The organism is Wolbachia endosymbiont (group A) of Ophion costatus, assembly GCF_963969245.1.
GTDB classification, from domain to species: domain Bacteria; phylum Pseudomonadota; class Alphaproteobacteria; order Rickettsiales; family Anaplasmataceae; genus Wolbachia; species Wolbachia pipientis.
Map to the genome: position 1 here is coordinate 902329 of NZ_OZ017714.1, position 19676 is coordinate 922004.

A 19676-nucleotide genomic window follows, 5' to 3' on the forward strand; every position below is an offset into this window, starting at 1 on the left:
TCCATTTTTTTTATATCAATTTATTACTTTTTTTTGGTTTGACACACTTTTTTGAACATTCCCTGTTAAGATGCCTAATCTACTTTCAGCTCCTCAGTATGTAAACTGCGTGGTAAAGACTCTAATTCCTTTGCAGCACTTAAACTTTTATTTTTTGCATGTATACCAAGCTTATTGAATTCTCGAGCAGCAGGAAACACCCTTGCTTCAAGAGAGCCAGCAGTTTTATTATAATGATCAACAGCACTTTTTAAGCTCCTGCGCAAATTATCAAAGTTTTCACCCATTGTGCAAATGCGCTCATATAAAATATGACCTAGTTCACTGATTTTCTTTGCGTTTTCAGCTATCATCTCTTGCTTCCATCCATACGCTATTGCTCTCAGCAACGCAATTAGAGTGATCGGTGTTGCAATGATCACTTTTTTTTCCACTCCAATCTCTATCAAAGCAGGCTCATATTCCAGTGCTGCGCTAAAAACCCCCTCCCCTGTTAAGAAAAGCACCACAAGTTCTGGCGTATTTTCAAATTGATTCCAATACTCTTTTTTACCCAAGTCATTTATGTGTTTTTTTATTGCCAGGGAATGGTTCTTTAATTTCTCCTTTTGTATTTGCAAATCATTTTGTGATATAGCATCCATGTAAGAATCAAGCGGCACTTTAGCATCTATTATTATTTGCTTTCCAGATGGCATTTTGATTATTAAATCAGGACGCAATAAATTATCCTCGTTTTTATCAATCACTGACGGCTGAGTAAAAAAATCGCAATACTCAATCATTCCTGCCATTTCTACCACTCTTTTGAGTTGCATTTCACCCCATTTGCCCCTAATGTGAGGTTTCCTCAGGGCATTAGCAAGGTTGGAAGTTTGGTTCATCAGCGCTCCAATTTGCTCCTTTAAACCTTCATAGGCCCCTACCCTCTCCTTTTCTAGCTCACGTATTTCATTATCGAATTTTTCTAATTTTTCTTTTATTGGAGTTACAACTTCGTTGATCGTTGCTTGTCTTTTTTTGAAATCGCTTTCCGTTTCTTTTAATTTACTATCGATTACTTCCTTTGCTAAGTTCAGAAAATTATTGTTATTTGTTTGCAAAGCATCAAGAGAGAGCGCTTTAAAAGTGTTTGTTAATCTCTCCTCTGCTTTTGTTAGTAATTCTATTTCCTTTTTCTTTTCCTCACGTTCTTTTTGCAGAGTTACTTCAAGTTCTGCTCTTTTGACCCTTAAATCAACTATTTCTTCATTCTTCGTAAGCAAAGTTTGCTTTGTTTCTTGAAGTTCTTGCTCTAATTTACATAAATTACCCTCAAGGTTTGCTTTCTTTTCGCTCAGTTTTTTTACGATAATGTAGAAAAATAGTAATAGAGAGACAACCAGAGCTATAGAATTGAAAAGCATCAGAATAAAAAAGCTGTATTTACAATTCTATATGATTTTTGTGTGTATAAGAAAGAAAAAAGGAGCACCTAAAGAGGTGACCTTACCCAGAAAAAGCAGAGAGAAAGTTAAGACGTTTTTATCATGAGAATAAATTGTGCAGGAATGCAATAGTTAATAGTAGAATGTCTACGTTATTTGTTATAAAAGATTTCTATGTATTCAAATATGGCAGTTCTGGTTTGTTGAGCGAGAAGTATCAATAAGCAGCTCCCTTTTAAGTGAACTTTTCTGCAACAGAGTTATCGTAACAACAGCCCTTATGGCTCATGCTGGAAATGATGTTTTTTGTATTCAATAGAAATTGGTAATTTTGAGAGGTATACTGTGACCCTTGATCGCTATGTAACAGCAGATTTTTATCGGGTTTGCGTTTATCAACGGCCATCAATAAAGAATCTATAACTAATTATCATGTTACTCATTAACCACCATGCGTGAATATAGGTCAATTATTGCCGCCAACAACCTTCTTTAGTTTTTATGTAGGTAATCCCAAACTTTATTTGGCTGATCAGTAGTAAAATTTTGATCCAATGTGTTCGGAGCCACAACTCGGTTGCTTATTTGCTGTTTTTTATTTTTGAACCTTCGTCTAAGCTTGGTTTTAATGCCATTTTCTTGCATAACACTTTGTACTGTTTTAATTTTTGCCTAAAGCTTTTAATTCAGCGTGAATTTTAGGGGCTCCATATCTGCATTTAGAATGCTTGATGTATTTTTTGAATATCTGCTAGAAGCCCTTCTTTTGCTAATTCTTTACTGCTTTTTTCCTTAGCAACCCATACCACCAGTACAAAACCCTACATAGTTCCTGTGTTTTATAGCAATTTCTATATAAAAGAATACTTTACTCTTTTTCTTTGCCCAGGGCTTTTTTTAAGATGTCTCTTTCTCTTATTAGCTCTTTTTTAGATCAAATCTTTCTTTGTCATAAGGAGCCTTTGCCTGGAAATGCGTATGCTCCAGACATTTTTCCATCATATTTTCTTACTTAACATACTGCCATCTATACCTAGATCTTTTGCTATTTTTGTACTTGCTTGACCTGTTTCTTTAACCAGCTTAACAGCTTCTAATTTGAATTCTGCTGTATATTCTCTTCTATTTGTCATATTTTGAAAAAACGTTTTATTTTACTCCAAAAACGTCTTAACTTTCTCTCTACTTTTTCTGGGTAAGGTCAATTTACCGCCGCGGCGTTAACTAGTAGCGGGATGACGGGTTACCAAATTGTAGAAGTTGCTTTAGCTATAAATTCAAGTTTTATCAATGTCTTGTGTTGTTACCCAAATAATGGTTGTGCAAGCGCTTAATTTTTTGATCAAAAAGGAACAAGTTTAGTAAAAAATAATGATATTATTAGTGGAACATAAAACAGTCCCACTGCAGTACTGATTAGAAGCAATAGAGTAGCTTTATCTGGTTGATAATTCAAAATATTAGCAAGTATTATACTGGACCCAGAAACTGGAATAATAGCTAGCAACATCAGTGCTTTATATATGCTCTCATCGTATATACCTATAACATGCTTGTCTAAAAGGACAATTCCTAAAACAAACAGTGGCCAGAATACGTACTTTGCTGTAATAGTGATCAAAGCAAGCTTCCAATCTATTTTAAAGCTTGCAATATTCGCAATGCTCACTCCAAGTAGCACCATTCCTAATGTGACAAATGTACTTCTAATATTCATCATAACATCTGTTAAAAAAGTAGGTATTTGTATATCGTATATACTTAAAAAGAAGCCCAGAACCATCGCATAAAGCGAAGGAAGTTTGAACAACTTTAATATGCATTCTTTTGCGGTATAAATACCATTTGCAGCTATGTAAAATCCTAAGCTGTTTTCAAATAGCGCCATTCCTATATAACAAACAACATATACAGATACTGAATCTTCATCAAATAAAGCCATGGCAATCGGCAGGCCAAAATAACCCATACTTGTGCTGCCCGAGCTAAATGCTAATATGTTTCTTGTGTTATCCTTAAATAAAAAAGAAGAAAGATAATACACTGATAAGGACATAGTGCTACCTATAAACCATATCAAAATCGGCAGAGAAATTACTTTTAAGTTAACTTCTGTATGAGAGACTCCATATAAAATCACTATTGGATTAGCTATATAAAAAAGTATTTGAGATATAGTGTTTCTATCAATTTTAAGATATTTTCCTGCTAAGTAACCAATAAATATTGTAATATAAATAGGTAATATTTTGAGAAAAAGAGTAAGGAACATACTAGCCTATTGTAATATTTTTGATTGATAAAGTGACATTAGATCTTAAGGTGTTGTAAAAGTAAACAAAATTTATTTTCCAATTTATCCAGCTCATAGTTAATTAAATTAGTGCCAAAATTTGTTTTTACATAGGACTTAAGAATGACATTTGTATGATAAAATTATGTTAAGTTTCTGTAAAGCTTCTTGCATATTTTTGAATAATGACATATTTACTAAAAATTAAACTGCTTGTAGTAATTTAGACGGACTGTTGAAAAAGTAAGAGGAAATAAGTAAAGTTAGGACAGAGAGTAAGAGCTTTAACATAGTTGTCATATTTTTCTTTAATTAACCCTAGTGTCCAATTTATCCACCATTCCTTCACATGAGGTGTTTCTAACCATTTTAATAACAGTAAAAAATGTTTTCTTTCAACGCTTTAAATGTGATATTTTTATTCATTAATTAAAAATCTCAAATGTTACTACCATTTCTGTTAATCCTGTCTCTCATTGCCAAGTTCATTGAAATTGACATTTCCGTACCTAGTTTTCCTTATATGGTGCACTATTTTAACGTACCGGAAGGCATAATTCAATTAACTATTGCTTATAATTTCCTAGGCTTTTGCATAGGAGGGTTGTTTTTTGGTCCATTGTCTGAATGCTATGGCAGAAGGAGAATTATGATCATAGGTAACACTTTGTTATTAATCGGCGCTGTTGGTTGTGTTTTTGCACCGTCGATTTTTTGGCTTTTAATCTCTCGCTTTGTTCAGGGCATTGGTGTTAGCACATCTGTAGTTGTGTTTGCAATCGTTGCAGACAGCTACAAAGGCGACGAAGCGGTGAAATTTATTGGAATCATGAATTCTGTTCTTACAGTTGTCATGGCAATTGCGCCAGTGTTAGGCAGTTTCATCAATGAAATTGTAGGATGGCGTGGTAATTATGCAACTGTTGCAATACTTTGTTTAATCTCTTGGGTTTTGCTGCTTTTAGCGTTACCAGAAACAAAAAAGGACCGCGATATTTTCAGTTTGAAAAAAATGATGAAAGATTACAGAAAACTACTATCTAGTCCGAGGTTTGTTACGTTGTCTTTGATGTCAAGCCTCTTTTCTGCTGCGTATATGTCATTCATTACTTGTGGACCTTTTCTGTATATGAAGACTTTTGGTTTATCTAGCACTATTTATGCACTACATCAAGGTGCAATAGTTGGGTGCTTCTCACTCATCAGTCTATTTGCTGGCAAAATCTTGCAGAAACTTGGAGCAATAAAGTGTGTAATTTCTGGTACGAGCGTGGGTGCTATTGGGTCTCTATTGCTTGTAATATTCAGTATAATTGTACCCCACTCTTTCTACTTAGATGTATGGTCCCAGAGTGTGATGGTGTGGATTTAGTATAAATAATTCTGGAGACTGTGTCCACTGATAACATATAAATTCATAAGGAGTAAGACCCTTAAGAGTTTTGAGTCTCTTTGCATAATTATAAGCCATAACAAAGTTATAAAGGTGTTCTTTAAGTTGCTGGTGCGATTGATAGTAATACTTCTTAACTGTAGCATCCTTTAAAGTTTTATTCATACGCTCGACTTGCCCATTCGTCCAAGGATGGCTAACTTTTGTCAAACGATGTTCAATAACATTCTCTTCGCAAACTCTATCAAATATATGTTGGAAAGCATACTTATGACGCTTCTGGTTTGTAAATTGTATACCGTTACCTGTCAAAATAGTATGGATTTTATACGGTAAAATTCTAATCAAATTACGTAAGAACTCAGCAGCTATGGGTTTTGTAGCACTGTTACACAACTCAACATAGGTAAATTTGGATGTCCTATCAATAGCAACAAACAAATGTAATTTGCCCTCCTCAGTTCTAACTTCAGCAATATCAATATGAAAGTAACCGATAGGATATTGTTTGAATTTCTTTTTTGACTTAACTTCTCCATCAACAGTTGGTAATCTGCTAATGTTGTGTCTTTGTAAACAACGATGCAAGCTAGAGCGAGTCAAATGCGGAATTGTAGACTGCAGAGCGTAAAGGCAATCATCTAGTGGCAGTAGTGTATACTTGCGAAATGTAACTATTATAGCTTCCTCTTCTAGCGTTAAAACAGTTGATCTTGGATGCTTTGGACCCATATCAGCATCTTTCGTAAATGAACGTTTTCTCCACTTAATAATAGTTTTTGGATTAAGGTTATAATGCTTGGAGAGTTTTGCTATGCTCTCTTTTCTATTTTGTATTGCTCTACGAATCGTCTGTGTTGTTTTGGCGCACCCATGTAATATCTGTCCCATAATGACTCCTTAAATGATGATGATAGTATACCATCACTCTCTGGGACCATACATCTAAGAAATGTATAATGAAAAATAAAAGCTCAAGTTTAACACTTGTAGTTATTTTTACACAATTAAGTAATCATAAAAGTTAGTGTAGGACGAGGTTATACAGTTTGATTTCTTTTAATATATGTTAATTGGTATAATATAAATATAGTTAAGGAGGCGTACTATGACTGGAAGTTTGGCTAAGGAAGAAAAAACAGCAGAGGCAGGAAAAACAAGTAATCAGTCAGAGAATTATGATGTTGAATCAGTTATAAGGGTAGCATCATGTGCTTGGAATGCAATACATTGCTTGTTGGCATCTTATGAATACGATCTATATTCGTCATGGCTTGAATCGCATTTTACATCCCTCAAGGACTGTATCAATAAAATGGAAAAAGACAATTCTTTCACTAAGGACTCTGCTATAATAAAGTTCTGCCGCTCAATTGCAGAAAATAATAAATTATACAAAGAGTTAAAAAATTTAAATAATCCTGCTGAAAATTTTTCTCAATTAGAGAAGATAATAACAGGCTTTAAACTAAAAGACCTAGAAGACAAGGTAAGCTTCTTAATGCTTTTGAAAGAAGAAAGTGACTTCACTGCTATACAGAAGGCTTATAGAGATGAGTGGAGTTTTTATGACCTAATAAATGATAGAGATTTTAAAAAAACGTACATAGATAAAGCAGTAACAGAGTCTGCTAATAAGAGCTTTAAGAAAGATATAGATAAATGCATAAAGTTGGCAGAGCAGGGAAAAAAAGCTGCAAGTAAATATCTTGGAAGGAAAGGCGTAGAGCTTCAAGCTTATTACACAGAAACTGATAACGCTTATAGAGTTTTGAATATCAACTCTATTAATTACAATAGAAGTGAGCCAACCAGGATTAGTGACATTTTACAGCAAGAGAAAGATATTAAAGAGCTGAATATCTATTGCAATAAAAAACATGAAATACACGCTCATCGGAAAGGTAAGGAAAGATATTATGAATTTAAAGAGGGCGCATATTATGAAATGAAAAGCACTTGGCCTGTAAAGGATGGATCCGAAATGTGTACCATGATTATGAATGTGAGTAGCGATGGCATAACTGAAGTACTAAAATTTAATGATGAAGATTTTGTGCTATCGGATGAGATCTTAGAATTAATAAAGCAAAACGATGAATTATATATTCAAGGTCTCTCCTTATATGATGCTGTACTAGAAAAAGGTAAGGCTGCTGATGTTGTACCTACTGCTAATAATAATTTTCAAAATGAGTCTATAGCGGCCTATCGCGAGGAACCAGAGGGGGAATTAGACCCTAAAGTTGATGCTGACAATAGCCTTCCTCCTTCTATTAATAGCAATGCATCAACTCAAACGGAAGTCAATTTACAACACACTGAAACTCAAACAGAAGTTGCTTCACAACAAATTGAAACTAAAACGGAAGTCAATTTACAGCACACTGGAACTCAGACAGAATTTGCTTCACAACAAATGGATGAATTGATTTTAAATAATCAGATGCTGTCCGAAAAAAACGTTGAATTGAAGCAAGAAATGTCAAATTTGAAAAAAGAAGCTGTTGAATTGAAGCAAGAAATAGAAGCAGGGTTGCAAGTGATAAATAAAAAGCACCATGAATTAATACAAGAAAATCAGCGACTACAGGAGAAACTAGAAACAACCCAAGCAGAAGCTAATCAAACAATTGTAAAGTTAGAGAAGCAGAATAGCAATTTACAAGACAGGTTTGAAAAAGAGGAGCAAAAAAACACGGAATTGCAAACTGAACTGGCACAAAAAAAATGAAGAATTAGCAGGTGTGTTAAAAGAGCTACAAAGGAAAGCACAAGAACTTAAAGGTGTATATGAAGAAAAAAGAAAGCTAAAGGAAGAGCTGAAAATTGTTAATGCAGGAAAGAAGAATTTGGAAAAAGAGCTAAATCAAGCACGAGAAGATGCGGAACAGATAATGGTTGAACGACGCCAGCAGAAAGAGCGCTTGAAAGATCAGCTAAGAGAATTAGATCAGGAATATAAGGTACAAGTAGAAATTGGGCAAAAGATTAAAGAATCAGATAGGCAGGATAGCAATTTACAAGATACACTTGGAGAAGAGAGACTAAAACTCAACATTGAAGAGCTAGAAAACGAGTACGAGGAATTTCCAGGAGATAAGGTGCTTACACTTGAACTCACTAAAGATGAAGATAAAGTCGAAGAGTTAAGAAACGAGCTAGAGCGTGAGAAAGAAAAGTGTAAACAATTATTAGAAGAAGAAAATGAATGGGGTGATGAATTGGTAGGAATGCTTGATGGACTGGAAGAAAAAATTCGTGCTGATGAACAAAGGAGCTTCAACAATCAATTAACGGGAGAAATTTCTAATGAGTCTGGTAATGCTCCACGACAGAAGAAAAGGTTATCCAAATCTTCAAGCGTTGATAATGAGTCTTATGTTCCACTGAGAGAGAAGACAACATTACTCAGATCTTTAAGCGTTGATAGTGGACTTGATAGCGATGAAGAAAATTGTGATAATGATTTATCTTTCAACATAAGTCCTATAAGTTCTATTGAGAAGGTGGCAGAGAGTAGAAACGTAGGTAGGGTATCATTGTGAAGATGGTTGGGGTTAAGTTGCAACTTAAGTGGGGCGCAAAAGGTCTTTTGTGTTGATAATAATTTAAAATCTATAGTAGACTAAAAAAGATTATTAAATTATAATATAACATATGATAAAAGACGAGAAATCGAAAACAATTTTTGAAGTGGAAGGGGCAGTAACTGCTTTACTACCTGCAGCAGAATTTAGAGTGAAACTGGACAATGAACATGAGATTATCTGTCATGTATCAGGGAAAGTGAGAAGAAGTAAAATACGCATCATTATAGGGGATAGGGTGTTAGTTGAGATGAGCATTTACGATAGGAATGCGAGAAAGGGTAGGATCATTAGAAGGCTTAAAGGTACAAGTGACAGAACGATCTCTAAATAATCTTATTCTTGCTTCATCATCGAAAAGGCGTATAGCTTTACTAAAACAAATAAACATTGAGCCAGGTTTAATTTTGCCAGCAGATATAGATGAAGCCCCTTTAAAAAAGGAACTTCCGAAGGATTACTCAATCCGTATGGCAAAAAGTAAAGCGGAGAAAATACAAAGCTCAAATCCAAATTACTTTGTGCTTGGTGTTGATACAGTTGTTGCTTGTGGTAGAAGGATATTGCTCAAAGCTGAAAACGTTGAGCAAGCAGAAAAATGTATCCACTTGTTATCAGGAAGAAGGCATAGAGTATACACCAGTGTATGTCTATTAACTCCCGATCAATCTAAACAACATATCAGGACTGTGGTTACAATAGTGAAATTTAAACGTCTCAGTGAACAAGAAATTAAGTATTATTTAGCATCAGAAGAGTGGAAAAATAGGGCGGGGGGATGCAATATACAAGGCCTAGCTGGAGTGTTCGTATTGTTCTTACGCGGCTCCTACTCTTCCGTTATAGGGTTACCATTACATGAAACCTATTGTTTGCTAAGCAATTATTTTAACTTCAATTTATATTGAAATACCTTTATTAGTATCTTTTTTTTGTTGTGACTCAGCAACCTGTTTAGCCCAATCTAGTGGTCTTTTATTTCTGTTAGCTAATGCAATTCTATTGCGATCATAACCATCAGTGTGTTCTGTTAAAGTATCTCCTCTTTCTTCTTCTATTACTCCAGCTTTCAGTTGTGCTTCATCTTTCTCTAGTAATTTATATAGTTCGCTATTTTTATCTACAGTTGGATTAGTGTCATTATTTTCTCGTTCTGCCACTGTTTTTTCTAACCACTTACGTATAGGGTCATATTGTTTACCTTCTCCTATCTTTTCTAAAATGTTTTCTGAGAATGAATCTTTAGGAATATTTTCTTTAGTAGCCTGTTGTGCCGGTTCTCTTAACCCTTTATCCGGGTTTCCCAATGCTCCTTTTAACTCACTCGTATCTCCGATTTCTTTTGGTTCAATGTTTTCTAAGCTCTTCTTTAACTGTTCAGGATTTACTTGAGATTGTTCATTATTGTCATGAGTTGGAGATGAATAGCCCGAATCGTTTGCTTTTATGTCTGTTGAGCTGTCTTTTAGCAACCCAACTTCTCTCAAGCGTTTTTTAGTTTCTTCGCTAATCTGACTCTGATCAGCTGGTTTTAACCCGAGATTTTCTTGACCTAATGTATTTTTAAGTTCTTCAAATAGAGTTAGATTACTTTGTCTAATATGTTCTTCTAATTTCCTTCCTACCTGTTTTAAATCTGTTTGAGATTTACTATCACTATTAGTTGGAGATATATAGCCTGAATCACTTATACTATTTGGTGTTGAAGCAGAGACACTAACAGTTGGACCTTCCACTATTTTTACATCTGCTAAATCGTCTTTTTGCAATCCATCTTCTTTATCTTGTGACAGTTTATCAGTAGGATCAACTTGCCTTAATCCTCTATTATCCTGCTGTGATCTATCTCTGATTTCTTTAAGAAGATTTTCAGGTGGAGTTTGATCACTTTGTTCAATGTTCTCTAAGCTCTTCTTTAACTGTTCAGGATTTACTTGAGATTGTTCATTATTGTCATGAGTTGGAGATGAATAGCCCGAGTCACTTTTATTATTGAGTGCTGTAGCAGAGAGCGGCTGTTCACTTTCTTTCCACTTAGCATCACTAGCATCTTGGTTATCACTGTTATCTGGAGAAGATGAATAAGGAATTATGTCCTTTAATGTCTCTAACGGTGATGGGTTATTTTTTCTACTTCCTGCAATTGATGCTTTTCTATCATCAACATCAATGTGCCGTAAGTTGTTTTTCTTGAAATTTCTGATGTCTTGTAACAGATCGCCTTTGCTATTTCCTTCTTGTTGCTGGGTTTTAGGTTGTTGCTGATCATTAGGTGTTTGCTCACTTCTATCTGGTTTTTGGCTTCCAGGTACAGCATGTCCAAATGTAGGATTGTCATACCGTTCATCTTCTTGCCTATTATCTTGATTGTGGCTTACAGACTTGGTGAAAGTAGAACTATCTGAAGAATCAGAAGTTGCACCTTTTTGCTGATTATTAGGTGTTTGCTCATTTTCGCGCAAGTCATCTGGTTTTTGGCTTCCAGATTTGGCTCCCCCTTGCTCATCGAAAACACCTTTTTTAGGTGGTAGTGAACTAGTTCTAGGTGGAAGTGGCGGAGGAGTTTTTTTGTTCTGAGGATTCTCCTCAAAAAGCGATTGTAGGTTATAAACTTGACCTCCCGAATTTGCTTCTCGTGCTGCTTGTCTAAGCTCACGCTTTTCTTTAGCCTCCTGAGAATTAATTTTATCGTCAAAATCTTTTCCAATTCCGCTATCGTAAGACTGCCTTCTGCTGTTAGATTGTAGTCCAAAATGTGAATGGTGGTCTTCTTTTTTTTGAGTTATATCAGTAGCTTGAACGCTAACACCTCTATTAACATCAATTCTTGTTGTAGTTTCAGATGATAGCTCGTTACTGTCTTTATTATGTTGCATCTCATTCGCTTTTCCTTGTCCTTTCTCCCTGAATTGTATTTCATGCAAGAATAAACCACCTATTTTTACATCTCTGTTTACTTCTAACCGTTCTAGAGAAAAATCATCACCTTTAACAAGGTCTACACCGTTAGCATCAATCTTAATTTTGATCTTACATTCCTTCCCCTCCGCATACCACTTTAAAGTCATTTCATATGAACCATCAGTTACGACATAATGTCTTATTTTTTTCCCTTCTTCCTCGGCAACAAAACCATGCATTCCGCTCTTTCCATCACTATGCAATGTTGAAAATCCAGAGATTTCATTCTTCTCACAAAAATCACTGTTTAAAAATTCGCTGATTTTAAACTCTTTTTTGTTATTTCCCAGCGTAATACTTGCGTGATTACCGTATATTGAAACTCCTGCAACATCATCAACATACTCTTTCAACCTTTCTTTAACTTCACTTTCAAGGTCTTGTCCAGCTTTCTTTGTCTTGTTGCATTTCTGAAGAATAACTCCATATGCTTTATCTTTGTTTTCTTCTTCGTCCCAATTCCAGTTGGCGTGTTTTGTTAAGAACTTTACTGTGTTAAAATCAACTCTAGCATTATAAATTGGGTCGTCTTCCTTTTTTATTTTATCAAATAAAGGAAAAATTTCTTGAATGCGCTCATTATAAATGTGTTCTTGTTGTGTATCGTTAGTGCCCATATATCCCTCACTAATAACCCTCTGCCTTTAGTTCTAGCTAATACTAGCTAATATAATTATCACAAGCATTGGTTGAATTTTTATTAAGGAAGGTTGTGTGTATCCGTTCAGGAGAGTGGTTTAAGAAACAATAGATAGGAGATTTTGGAAAGGATTGAGACCCCTTTGTTTCCAAGTTAAGTATAATGAAATTATCCGCTCAAGGAATGTATTTCCCCGCTTTGATTGTGTAAAATATGAGTTTTTGCGATAAACGACATAATGCCGAATTTGCCGTTCAGCGTGGTTATTTGTCAGCGGAATATTTTCTGGGTCATCTAAAAATTTCCACATCATTCTTTCAGATCTCAGAACATTTTTTGCAACTCGAGAGGCTCCAATTGCTTCAGGTAAACGAGATATCTCCTTCAAGTAATACTTTGTACGTTTTCTTAATTTTCTGGCACGTCTGACAAACCTCAAAACATCTATCTCACTTTTTAGTAAAGCTTTTTTTAGTGCAAATAATTCAGTGGCCACGTTTCTCAAGTAACAACCCAGAACTTTAACTTCAATATTCCAACTATGTGCTAATCTTTCAAAATCTCTTGATAAATGTGCCCAACAGATTTGCCTGTTTTTATCGGCAAAATAATTGTATGCTGCATACCTGTCAGTTATTACCAAGCTATTGCGATTGCAGAATTTACTATTTTGTAAAACTTTCATTCCTCTTGACTCTGTAAATTTTACAAAACTTGCCGTATTGCTTGCAAACATCCAACACCAAGCGAGTTTACCTTTGTTATAATGGCTCGTTTCATCAATATGTAGAACTTTACTCCTACTTATCTCTTGTTCGATCTGCTCATACATTTTTTTGCATTTTGAAGCAACTCTATGTTCACTATTTGATATGCTACCGACGCTTATGTTCAAATTGAAGATATCATTTACGACACTCGCTATTTCGCGTTTTGAATTTTTGTAGAATCCGCTGAACGCTGCAATTATTGACTTAACCCTTGGACCAAATGTATCTGGCGTAACACCTTCCGGTAACTTGCTACTTCTTCTCTTTCCGCATCTCCGACAACGGCCATGTTCTAACTGATATTCCACTACATAAGGCTTGATTTCTGGAAGATCAACTTTCTGATGAATATATGGTTTTTCACATATTGCAATTTCTCCTCCGCATTCGCAAGTATTAGGCAACTCTATCTTTACTACTTTATCTGCATCCATGTTGGCGCGAAAACTTCCTTTATGACCAACCTGACCGCCAATATTCCTTTCGCTTTTCGGCTTATTCTTTTTTATTTTATACAACTCTTTGGAACTTGGTATTGATGAATTTTTTGAGCTTAAACCGAGTCTTTCTCTTAACTCAGCATTTTCTATCTTTAAAGCCTTATTTTCTGCTTTTAAACTTTCATTCTCTTTTTCCAATCTTTCTATTTTTGCTTCTAACCTTTCTATTTTTTGCTGTAAATTTTTGCAAAGTTCTAAAAGGTTTACCATATTACTTCACTTTTGCTCTATGATTATCTTCTTAGATCACCTTGTCTACCTTATTCTGCCACTCCGCTGAACGGATACGGTTGTGTTACTAATGTGATGACACAAGCTATTTTATGGTAACATCAAACGATTTAAGTTGTCATTCCAGTCTGGAATCCAGCCTTTCACGAACCCCATCAAAAATGTTGTGTTTTAACATAAGATTAGCTACTTTTATGCTCACTAACTTAGTGCCAATCAAGATTCCTGGATCCCAGTGTCTGGGCACTGGGATGACATCCTTCTTGGCGGAAATCACTCTTATATCACAACAGCTGCATAGCCTAAATTGCTTTAGCTATAGCTCTGTTTTTGCAACTTCAAATATCTGCTACTCATAGTAAACACTTCTGGATCTTGAGAGGTTAGCTTGAGTATAGCGAGTATGTTGATAAACAACAAAGCAGCAATCGAGATATCAGCAACATCCCATAGCAACCGGACTTTACCTATCGCACCAAGCGGAATGATCATGGTAAAAATTACAATCCAGATTTTAGTGTATTTATTATCCATAGACACATAGCGTATTGTCTGTTTTGAGCAAAAAAACCAAGTAAAAATAGTAGTAAAAGCAAAACAAAACATTATGGCCATAATTAAATAGTCAATATAAGGCCAATTCATTGCCTTTCTAAAAGCAAATATGCACATGTTAGTGCTCTCTAAATCAGTGACCCAAGAATCTGTGACAAGCAGTACCATTGTTGTAATAAACACTATAAACGCAACTATAAAAGGCGATATTATCGTAATTAGACTCTGCTCAATAATAAATTTATTATTATTTTTCTTAGGAACAATTGAAGAATGTACGATTCCTTCAAGGCCAAGCCCTATATCTGTTGCAAAAATACCTCGCAAAGTTCCGACTTGAATAATAGTCAACATTTCTAGAATCAAACCTAGAGATAAACCAGAGTTAAAGCTACTGGTTGTAAAAAAACTGCTTGTTATTAGTTTTAGAGAAGGAAGAATATTTTCACTAAATTTAAATAATATGATACCGCAAAGTGTGAGGTAACTTACCGTCATTATCGGTATCATAGCCGATATAAAAATTTTAATTTTTTTTAAGCTGAGAGCTGCAACAACAAAAAATATTATGGCCATTACAATGCCACCAACAACTACAGGCACATCTATCATATTAAGTGGTATTGATAGAGAATTTACCTGAACAAGGTTACCAACTGTTATTGAAACCATCATCATGATAACTAGAAAGACAATTGTGGCCTTCCTAGAGTTAAACGCATCAGTCATGTAGGCTACAGGGCCACCTATAAACCTTTCGTTCTTTTCCTTTCTGGTTTTTATACTTAGATAACAAGTGACATATTTTATCACAGAAGTGATAACAATAATTATTGCCATCCATAAAATAGAGCCCGGTCCTCCGGTTTTTAGAGCAACAGCAGTTCCTGAAATATTTCCTACTCCTAAATTTCCCCCTAAAATTGTAAACAGAGCGGCTATAGAAGAAAATTTATTTTCTCCTTTTTTAGCTCCAAGGAGTGAAAGGGCGTATGGTAATCTAAATACCTGTAGCCATTTTAGTTTAATCGATAGGTAAACACCAGCAACTAGCATGAGTAATATTGTTGGCAGTAATAAAACAAACTTTACTGTATCCATCTGTAAAAGTGAGATCTTTATTTGAGTATACAACAAAAATTGAAAATACCTAACCTATTTTCTATGTATGACTTCGTTTCCGTCATTCTAGAAACCTTTTCTTGTCATCCAAGTAGCGTGACACATAACTGTACGAACATTGTAATATGGTACAATGTTAAGACGATGTCATTCCAGTGCTTGACACTGGAATGGCTTTGTTGCATCGCTACTTATGAAAGGCTAACTATAGTTAGGATTATAAGTAACCTATTGAAAATCTTGTTTTTTTGCAATCAATCTGATCAAATTTAAGAATAGTAATTTGTTATTTATATTAATAAATTTAATTCTATTGAAAATAGCTAAAGCATTGAAATTCTTGAATTTTAGCCGGATTGGTAAATGGTAGTGAAATTTCTTTTACTCAAATTTAGGTATTCATTGACCGTTCTTGTTATAAATACCAGAATAATAAGCTACTGATATTCCCTATCTTTTTTATCTTTAATCCATCATAGCTAGCGATGCAACAAAGCCCACTGGAATCCAGCTTTTAATGCAACCCCTCACCAAAAATATTGTGTTTTAACATAAGGTTAGCTACTTTTATACTCACCAACTTAGTGTCCAATCTGGATCCCAGTGGGCTTTGTTGCATAGCAGCAGAAAAATTAGTGATTACTGACAAAATTCATTATAAAATAGCCATTTAACCTTGAAAGAAAAAATATGCCACAAAAAATGAGGGTCAGTAACCATAGCGAATATAACAAATTTCTAGAAAAAAGAGGAAATATTTTTCATTATATCAACGAAGCCATAGAAAAGTGGTACGAGAATGGTCCAAAAATACCAGGTGGCAACAATATTTATAGCGATAAAGTTGTAATTTTGGTGCACATAATAACTTGTTTATTTAGAATAGGCCTGAGGCAAACAGTTGGGTTTATAGCAGGATACCTTGAGCAAATTGGGAAAAATTTGCAAGTTATCAGCTATTCACAATCATCAAGAAGGTTTAAGAAACTCAATATTAAGATCAATGATTGCAGAAAATAATATGGAAGATATCGAAATTGCTATAGACAGTACAGGAATTAGTATATACAACAACACTCCTGGTCATAGCAAAAAAAATAGCGAAGATAGAAAGTATCGCAGCTATGAACAGACAAGAAAATTGCATGTAATGTTGAATACAAACAGCAAAAAAGCCATAGCTGTAAAATACAGTAACGGTGTCTACTCTGATCACTATGGAGCTTGTGATTTGCTAAAAGAAGTCGATTTTCAGTATGTCATAAAAGTACTATATGCAGATAGGGCATATGACAGAGAAAAGCTCTATAAGCTGTGTAATCAATATGGTATAAAAACGAAAATTCCTCCGAAAAACAACGCAGCAGAGCATCCAAAATTGGATTATATGCTTGATAGAAATGCCGCTATTCAGTTAATGAAATTACATGGTGAGAATGGTATAAAAAGATGGAAAGAAGAAGTAAATTACGGAAAAAGATCGTATATTGAAGGATTTTTCTCAAGGTTGAAGCGAATATTTGGGTTTAGTTTTAGGAGCAAATCTGAAATTAATCGTGAGAAGGAACTGCTACTCAAGTGTTATTTGCTTAACAAATTTACTGAAATAGGCATGGCTAAGTTTGAGATAGCTTCATGAATTTATTGTACGTTACCTACTATCCGAAGAGCGATGCAACAAAGCCATCCCAGTGTCAAGCACTGGGATGACATCTTTTTTCTTGGTACAAATTACTCTTATATCTCAATGTTCGTACAGTTAGTGCGTGACACTGGGATCTAAATTTTTTATGCGAAACCATTATGTTTATATACTTGTAGGCCCAAGTTCCTCACATAGTGAACAAAAAAGTAAATGAGATTCCAGTGTCACGCGCTGGAATGACACCTACCCCATGAGAACTCTATTTTTCATACCACTCATTTATAAGTTTATTGATATCAGAATCTATAAAATCCTTTAATGGTTGCCTGATTTTTATCTCAACATTTTTAGGGATGCACCTATCTTTACATATCGCATAATTTATATGGAAGTTAAGGTCAATATACCCTTGATTTAAAAATATATTCATCTTAAAGGGAAATAATACCATATCCTCATATACGTTACTTACAAACGTCTCTCTCCCTACTTTATCTTTATGTTCCTTTGGAATAGGCCAGTGAATATTTATATCTGATGCATTACCTTTGTAACTAATAGACGTGGGAAGGCCAAAATCTCCAGGATCTTTATAATATATGTGCCAGCCTGGTTCTACTGTAACCTTTATTGCACCTTTAAGAGTGAAGCTTGCTTCATTTATCTCGCCAATAAGTAAATCAAATTTTGCAATTTCCTCGTCAGCATATAGTTGAGCGCAAGAAAAAAATAAAAATAATATTAAATATATATATATTTTCATTAAGGTAAATTTCTCCTTTTATAGAGAAAGTGATTTAGATTTTAATTATTACATTTAATAGCATTATATAGATTATTTATTAATATAGCATTATGCTATAGCTAAACTGACTTACAACAATCTAAAAAACGACAAATTCGTCATTCCGCTACTTGTTAGCGGAATCTATGCCGAGATACCGCGAATGAATCCACAACTGTACGAACATTGTGATTTTGGCCCATAAGGAGGGTGTCATCCCAGTGCTTGACACTGGGATGGCTTTGTTGCATCACACTTTATGAGATGGTGATTTATGGTAAATTCATATAACTATCTCAAATTTAGCCATACCAATATCAGTGAATTTATTAAGCAAATAGCATTTGATTAGCAGTTCTTTTTCTCGATTTATCTCAGATTTATTCCTAAAACTAAATCCGAATATTTGCTTTAATCTTGAGAAAAACCCTTCAATATAAGATCTTTTCCCATAATTTACTTCTTTTTTCCATTCTTTCATGCCATCTTCACCGTATAATTTTATTAACCTAATAGCAGCATTCCTGTCAGACATATAATCTATTTCTGGATGTTCTGCCGCATTGTTTATTGGTGGAATTTTTGTCTTTATATCATATTCGTTACACAACTTATAAAACTTGTGCCTATCACATGCTCTATCTGCATATAGTGCTTTTATGGCATGCTGAAAATCAACTTCTTTTAGCAAATCACAAGCTCCATAGTGATCAGAGTAGACACCGTTACTGTATTTTACAGCTATGGCTTTTTTGTTGTTTATATTCAACATTACGTGCAATTTTCTCGTTTGCTCATAGCCACGATATTTTCTGTCAGTGCTATTTTCCTTGCTGTGTGTTGTTGTATATACTAATTCCTGTACTGTCTATAGCAATTTCGATATCTTCCATATTATTTTCTGCAATCATTTATCTTAATATTAAGTTTCTTAAACCTTCTTGATGCTTGTGAATAGCTGATAACTGCCAAATCTCTTCCTATTTGTTGCAAATACCCTTTTATAAACCCGACTGTTTGTCTTAAACCAATTCTAAAGAAACTGACGATTATATGCACCAAAATCACAACTTTATCACTATAAATATAGTTGCCGCCCTGCATTTTTGGACAATTCTCGTACCAATTTTCTATGGCGTCATTGGTATAACAAAAAATGCTTCCTCTTTCTTGGAGAAATTTGTTATATTCATGGCAGTTACTGACTCTCATTTTTTGTGGCATATTTTTTCTTCAACAGTTAAATGGCTATTTATAATGAATTTTGTCAGTAACTGCCAGTTCTTTTCACTTGAGCGATGCAACAAAGCCCACTGGGATCCAGAAAAATTGATTGTGCACTATACAACATTTTCGATTAAAAGCTGGATTCCAGTGGGCTTTGTTGCATCGCTACTTATGAAAGGCTAACTATAATTAGGATTATAAGCAACTTATTGAAAATCTTGTTTTTTTTGCAATCAATCTGATCAAATTTAAGAATAGTAACTTGTTATTTATATTAATAAATTTAATTCTATTGAAAATAGCTAAAGCATTGAAATTCTTGAATTTTAGCCGGATTAGTGAGTGGTAGTGAAATTTCTTTTACTCAAATTTAGGTATTCACTGACCGTTCTTGTTATAAATACCAGAATAATAAGCTACTGATATTCTCCACCTTTTTTATCTTTAATCCATCATAGCTAGCGATGCAACAAAGCCATTCCAGTGTCAAGCACTGGAATGACATCACAGGGGCACTGGAATTTTTGTTTCAATATTT

The 19676-nt window shown here is 34.5% G+C and carries 19 protein-coding genes and 1 pseudogene; 8 read left to right on the plus strand and 12 right to left on the minus strand.

Annotation, left to right across the window (positions count from 1 at the left end; genetic code table 11):
- Nucleotides 1-74: 74 nt before the first annotated feature.
- The 4 genes from rmuC to AACH21_RS04445 all read right to left on the minus strand — a co-directional run bounded on the left by rmuC (nucleotide 75) and on the right by AACH21_RS04445 (nucleotide 3699).
- Nucleotides 75-1406, minus strand: a complete 1332-nt coding sequence (gene rmuC / locus AACH21_RS04435; RefSeq protein WP_077188164.1) for a DNA recombination protein RmuC — start codon at nucleotides 1404-1406, stop codon at nucleotides 75-77.
- Nucleotides 1407-1662: 256 nt separating this feature from the next.
- On the minus strand, nucleotides 1663-1833 hold the full coding sequence (locus AACH21_RS07140; RefSeq protein WP_080717647.1) for a DDE-type integrase/transposase/recombinase: 171 nt from the start codon (nucleotides 1831-1833) through the stop codon (nucleotides 1663-1665).
- A 592-nt stretch (nucleotides 1834-2425) separates the two neighbouring features.
- Entirely contained in the window at nucleotides 2426-2560 is a 135-nt protein-coding gene (locus AACH21_RS04440; protein ID WP_007548354.1) for an IS3 family transposase, read from the minus strand.
- Nucleotides 2561-2769: 209 nt separating this feature from the next.
- A complete protein-coding gene (locus AACH21_RS04445; RefSeq protein ID WP_006279391.1) occupies nucleotides 2770-3699 on the minus strand; it encodes an AEC family transporter in 930 nt (309 codons plus the stop codon).
- A gap of 463 nt (nucleotides 3700-4162) precedes the next feature.
- On the opposite strand from AACH21_RS04445, the pseudogene AACH21_RS04450 reads away from it, so the two are divergent.
- Nucleotides 4163-5056 (plus strand): annotated as a pseudogene (locus AACH21_RS04450) (MFS transporter); the annotation flags it as partial.
- Here AACH21_RS04450 and AACH21_RS04455 read toward each other — a convergent pair.
- Entirely contained in the window at nucleotides 5054-6004 is a 951-nt protein-coding gene (locus tag AACH21_RS04455; RefSeq protein ID WP_338482286.1) for an IS481 family transposase, read from the minus strand. The pseudogene AACH21_RS04450 and the gene AACH21_RS04455 overlap by 3 nt on opposite strands.
- Nucleotides 6005-6221: 217 nt before the next feature.
- Between AACH21_RS04455 and AACH21_RS04460 the strand changes: the two genes are divergently transcribed.
- The 4 genes from AACH21_RS04460 to AACH21_RS04475 all read left to right on the plus strand — a co-directional run bounded on the left by AACH21_RS04460 (nucleotide 6222) and on the right by AACH21_RS04475 (nucleotide 9611).
- Nucleotides 6222-7847, plus strand: a complete 1626-nt coding sequence (locus AACH21_RS04460) for a hypothetical protein (protein ID WP_338482288.1) — start codon at nucleotides 6222-6224, stop codon at nucleotides 7845-7847.
- 13 nt (nucleotides 7848-7860) lie between these two features.
- Nucleotides 7861-8661, plus strand: coding sequence for a hypothetical protein (locus tag AACH21_RS04465; RefSeq protein ID WP_338482289.1), 801 nt, complete (start codon nucleotides 7861-7863; stop codon nucleotides 8659-8661).
- 112 nt (nucleotides 8662-8773) lie between these two features.
- Complete coding sequence (gene infA / locus AACH21_RS04470) at nucleotides 8774-9037, plus strand: translation initiation factor IF-1 (RefSeq protein ID WP_007550159.1); 264 nt, start codon at nucleotides 8774-8776, stop codon at nucleotides 9035-9037.
- On the plus strand, nucleotides 9015-9611 hold the full coding sequence (locus AACH21_RS04475; protein WP_338482290.1) for a Maf family nucleotide pyrophosphatase: 597 nt from the start codon (nucleotides 9015-9017) through the stop codon (nucleotides 9609-9611). The genes infA and AACH21_RS04475 overlap by 23 nt, the downstream gene beginning before the upstream one ends.
- On the opposite strand, the gene AACH21_RS04480 is transcribed toward AACH21_RS04475, so the two are convergent.
- The 4 genes from AACH21_RS04480 to AACH21_RS04495 form a co-directional block, all read right to left on the minus strand.
- Nucleotides 9603-12281, minus strand: coding sequence for a hypothetical protein (locus tag AACH21_RS04480; protein ID WP_338482292.1), 2679 nt, complete (start codon nucleotides 12279-12281; stop codon nucleotides 9603-9605). The two genes, AACH21_RS04475 and AACH21_RS04480, sit on opposite strands and share 9 nt — an antisense overlap.
- A gap of 120 nt (nucleotides 12282-12401) precedes the next feature.
- Nucleotides 12402-13784, minus strand: a complete 1383-nt coding sequence (locus AACH21_RS04485) for an IS66-like element ISWen3 family transposase (protein ID WP_007548562.1) — start codon at nucleotides 13782-13784, stop codon at nucleotides 12402-12404.
- Between the two features lie 139 nt (nucleotides 13785-13923).
- Nucleotides 13924-14082, minus strand: a complete 159-nt coding sequence (locus AACH21_RS04490) for a hypothetical protein (protein ID WP_153296804.1) — start codon at nucleotides 14080-14082, stop codon at nucleotides 13924-13926.
- Nucleotides 14083-14117: 35 nt separating this feature from the next.
- On the minus strand, nucleotides 14118-15461 hold the full coding sequence (locus AACH21_RS04495) for an alanine:cation symporter family protein (protein ID WP_038198671.1): 1344 nt from the start codon (nucleotides 15459-15461) through the stop codon (nucleotides 14118-14120).
- A gap of 711 nt (nucleotides 15462-16172) precedes the next feature.
- Between AACH21_RS04495 and AACH21_RS04500 the strand changes: the two genes are divergently transcribed.
- The gene (locus AACH21_RS04500; protein WP_007548762.1) at nucleotides 16173-16502 is read left to right on the plus strand and encodes a transposase; all 330 of its coding nucleotides are present in this window, start codon (nucleotides 16173-16175) and stop codon (nucleotides 16500-16502) included.
- Nucleotides 16486-17121: a transposase gene (locus AACH21_RS04505; RefSeq protein WP_338482294.1), complete on the plus strand. Its 636-nt coding sequence runs from the start codon at nucleotides 16486-16488 to the stop codon at nucleotides 17119-17121. Before AACH21_RS04500 ends, AACH21_RS04505 begins: the two co-directional genes overlap by 17 nt.
- A gap of 265 nt (nucleotides 17122-17386) precedes the next feature.
- Here the strand turns inward: AACH21_RS04505 and AACH21_RS04510 are convergent, their stop codons facing one another.
- The 3 genes from AACH21_RS04510 to AACH21_RS04520 form a co-directional block, all read right to left on the minus strand.
- Nucleotides 17387-17890, minus strand: a complete 504-nt coding sequence (locus tag AACH21_RS04510) for a protein-disulfide reductase DsbD domain-containing protein (protein ID WP_015589109.1) — start codon at nucleotides 17888-17890, stop codon at nucleotides 17387-17389.
- A 304-nt stretch (nucleotides 17891-18194) separates the two neighbouring features.
- Nucleotides 18195-18683: a transposase gene (locus tag AACH21_RS04515; RefSeq protein ID WP_338482296.1), complete on the minus strand. Its 489-nt coding sequence runs from the start codon at nucleotides 18681-18683 to the stop codon at nucleotides 18195-18197.
- 122 nt (nucleotides 18684-18805) lie between these two features.
- Entirely contained in the window at nucleotides 18806-19135 is a 330-nt protein-coding gene (locus AACH21_RS04520; protein ID WP_338482297.1) for a transposase, read from the minus strand.
- Between the two features lie 33 nt (nucleotides 19136-19168).
- Here AACH21_RS04520 and AACH21_RS04525 point away from each other — a divergent pair, with 33 nt between their 5' ends.
- Nucleotides 19169-19321, plus strand: a complete 153-nt coding sequence (locus AACH21_RS04525; RefSeq protein WP_338482299.1) for a hypothetical protein — start codon at nucleotides 19169-19171, stop codon at nucleotides 19319-19321.
- Nucleotides 19322-19676 lie beyond the last annotated feature (355 nt).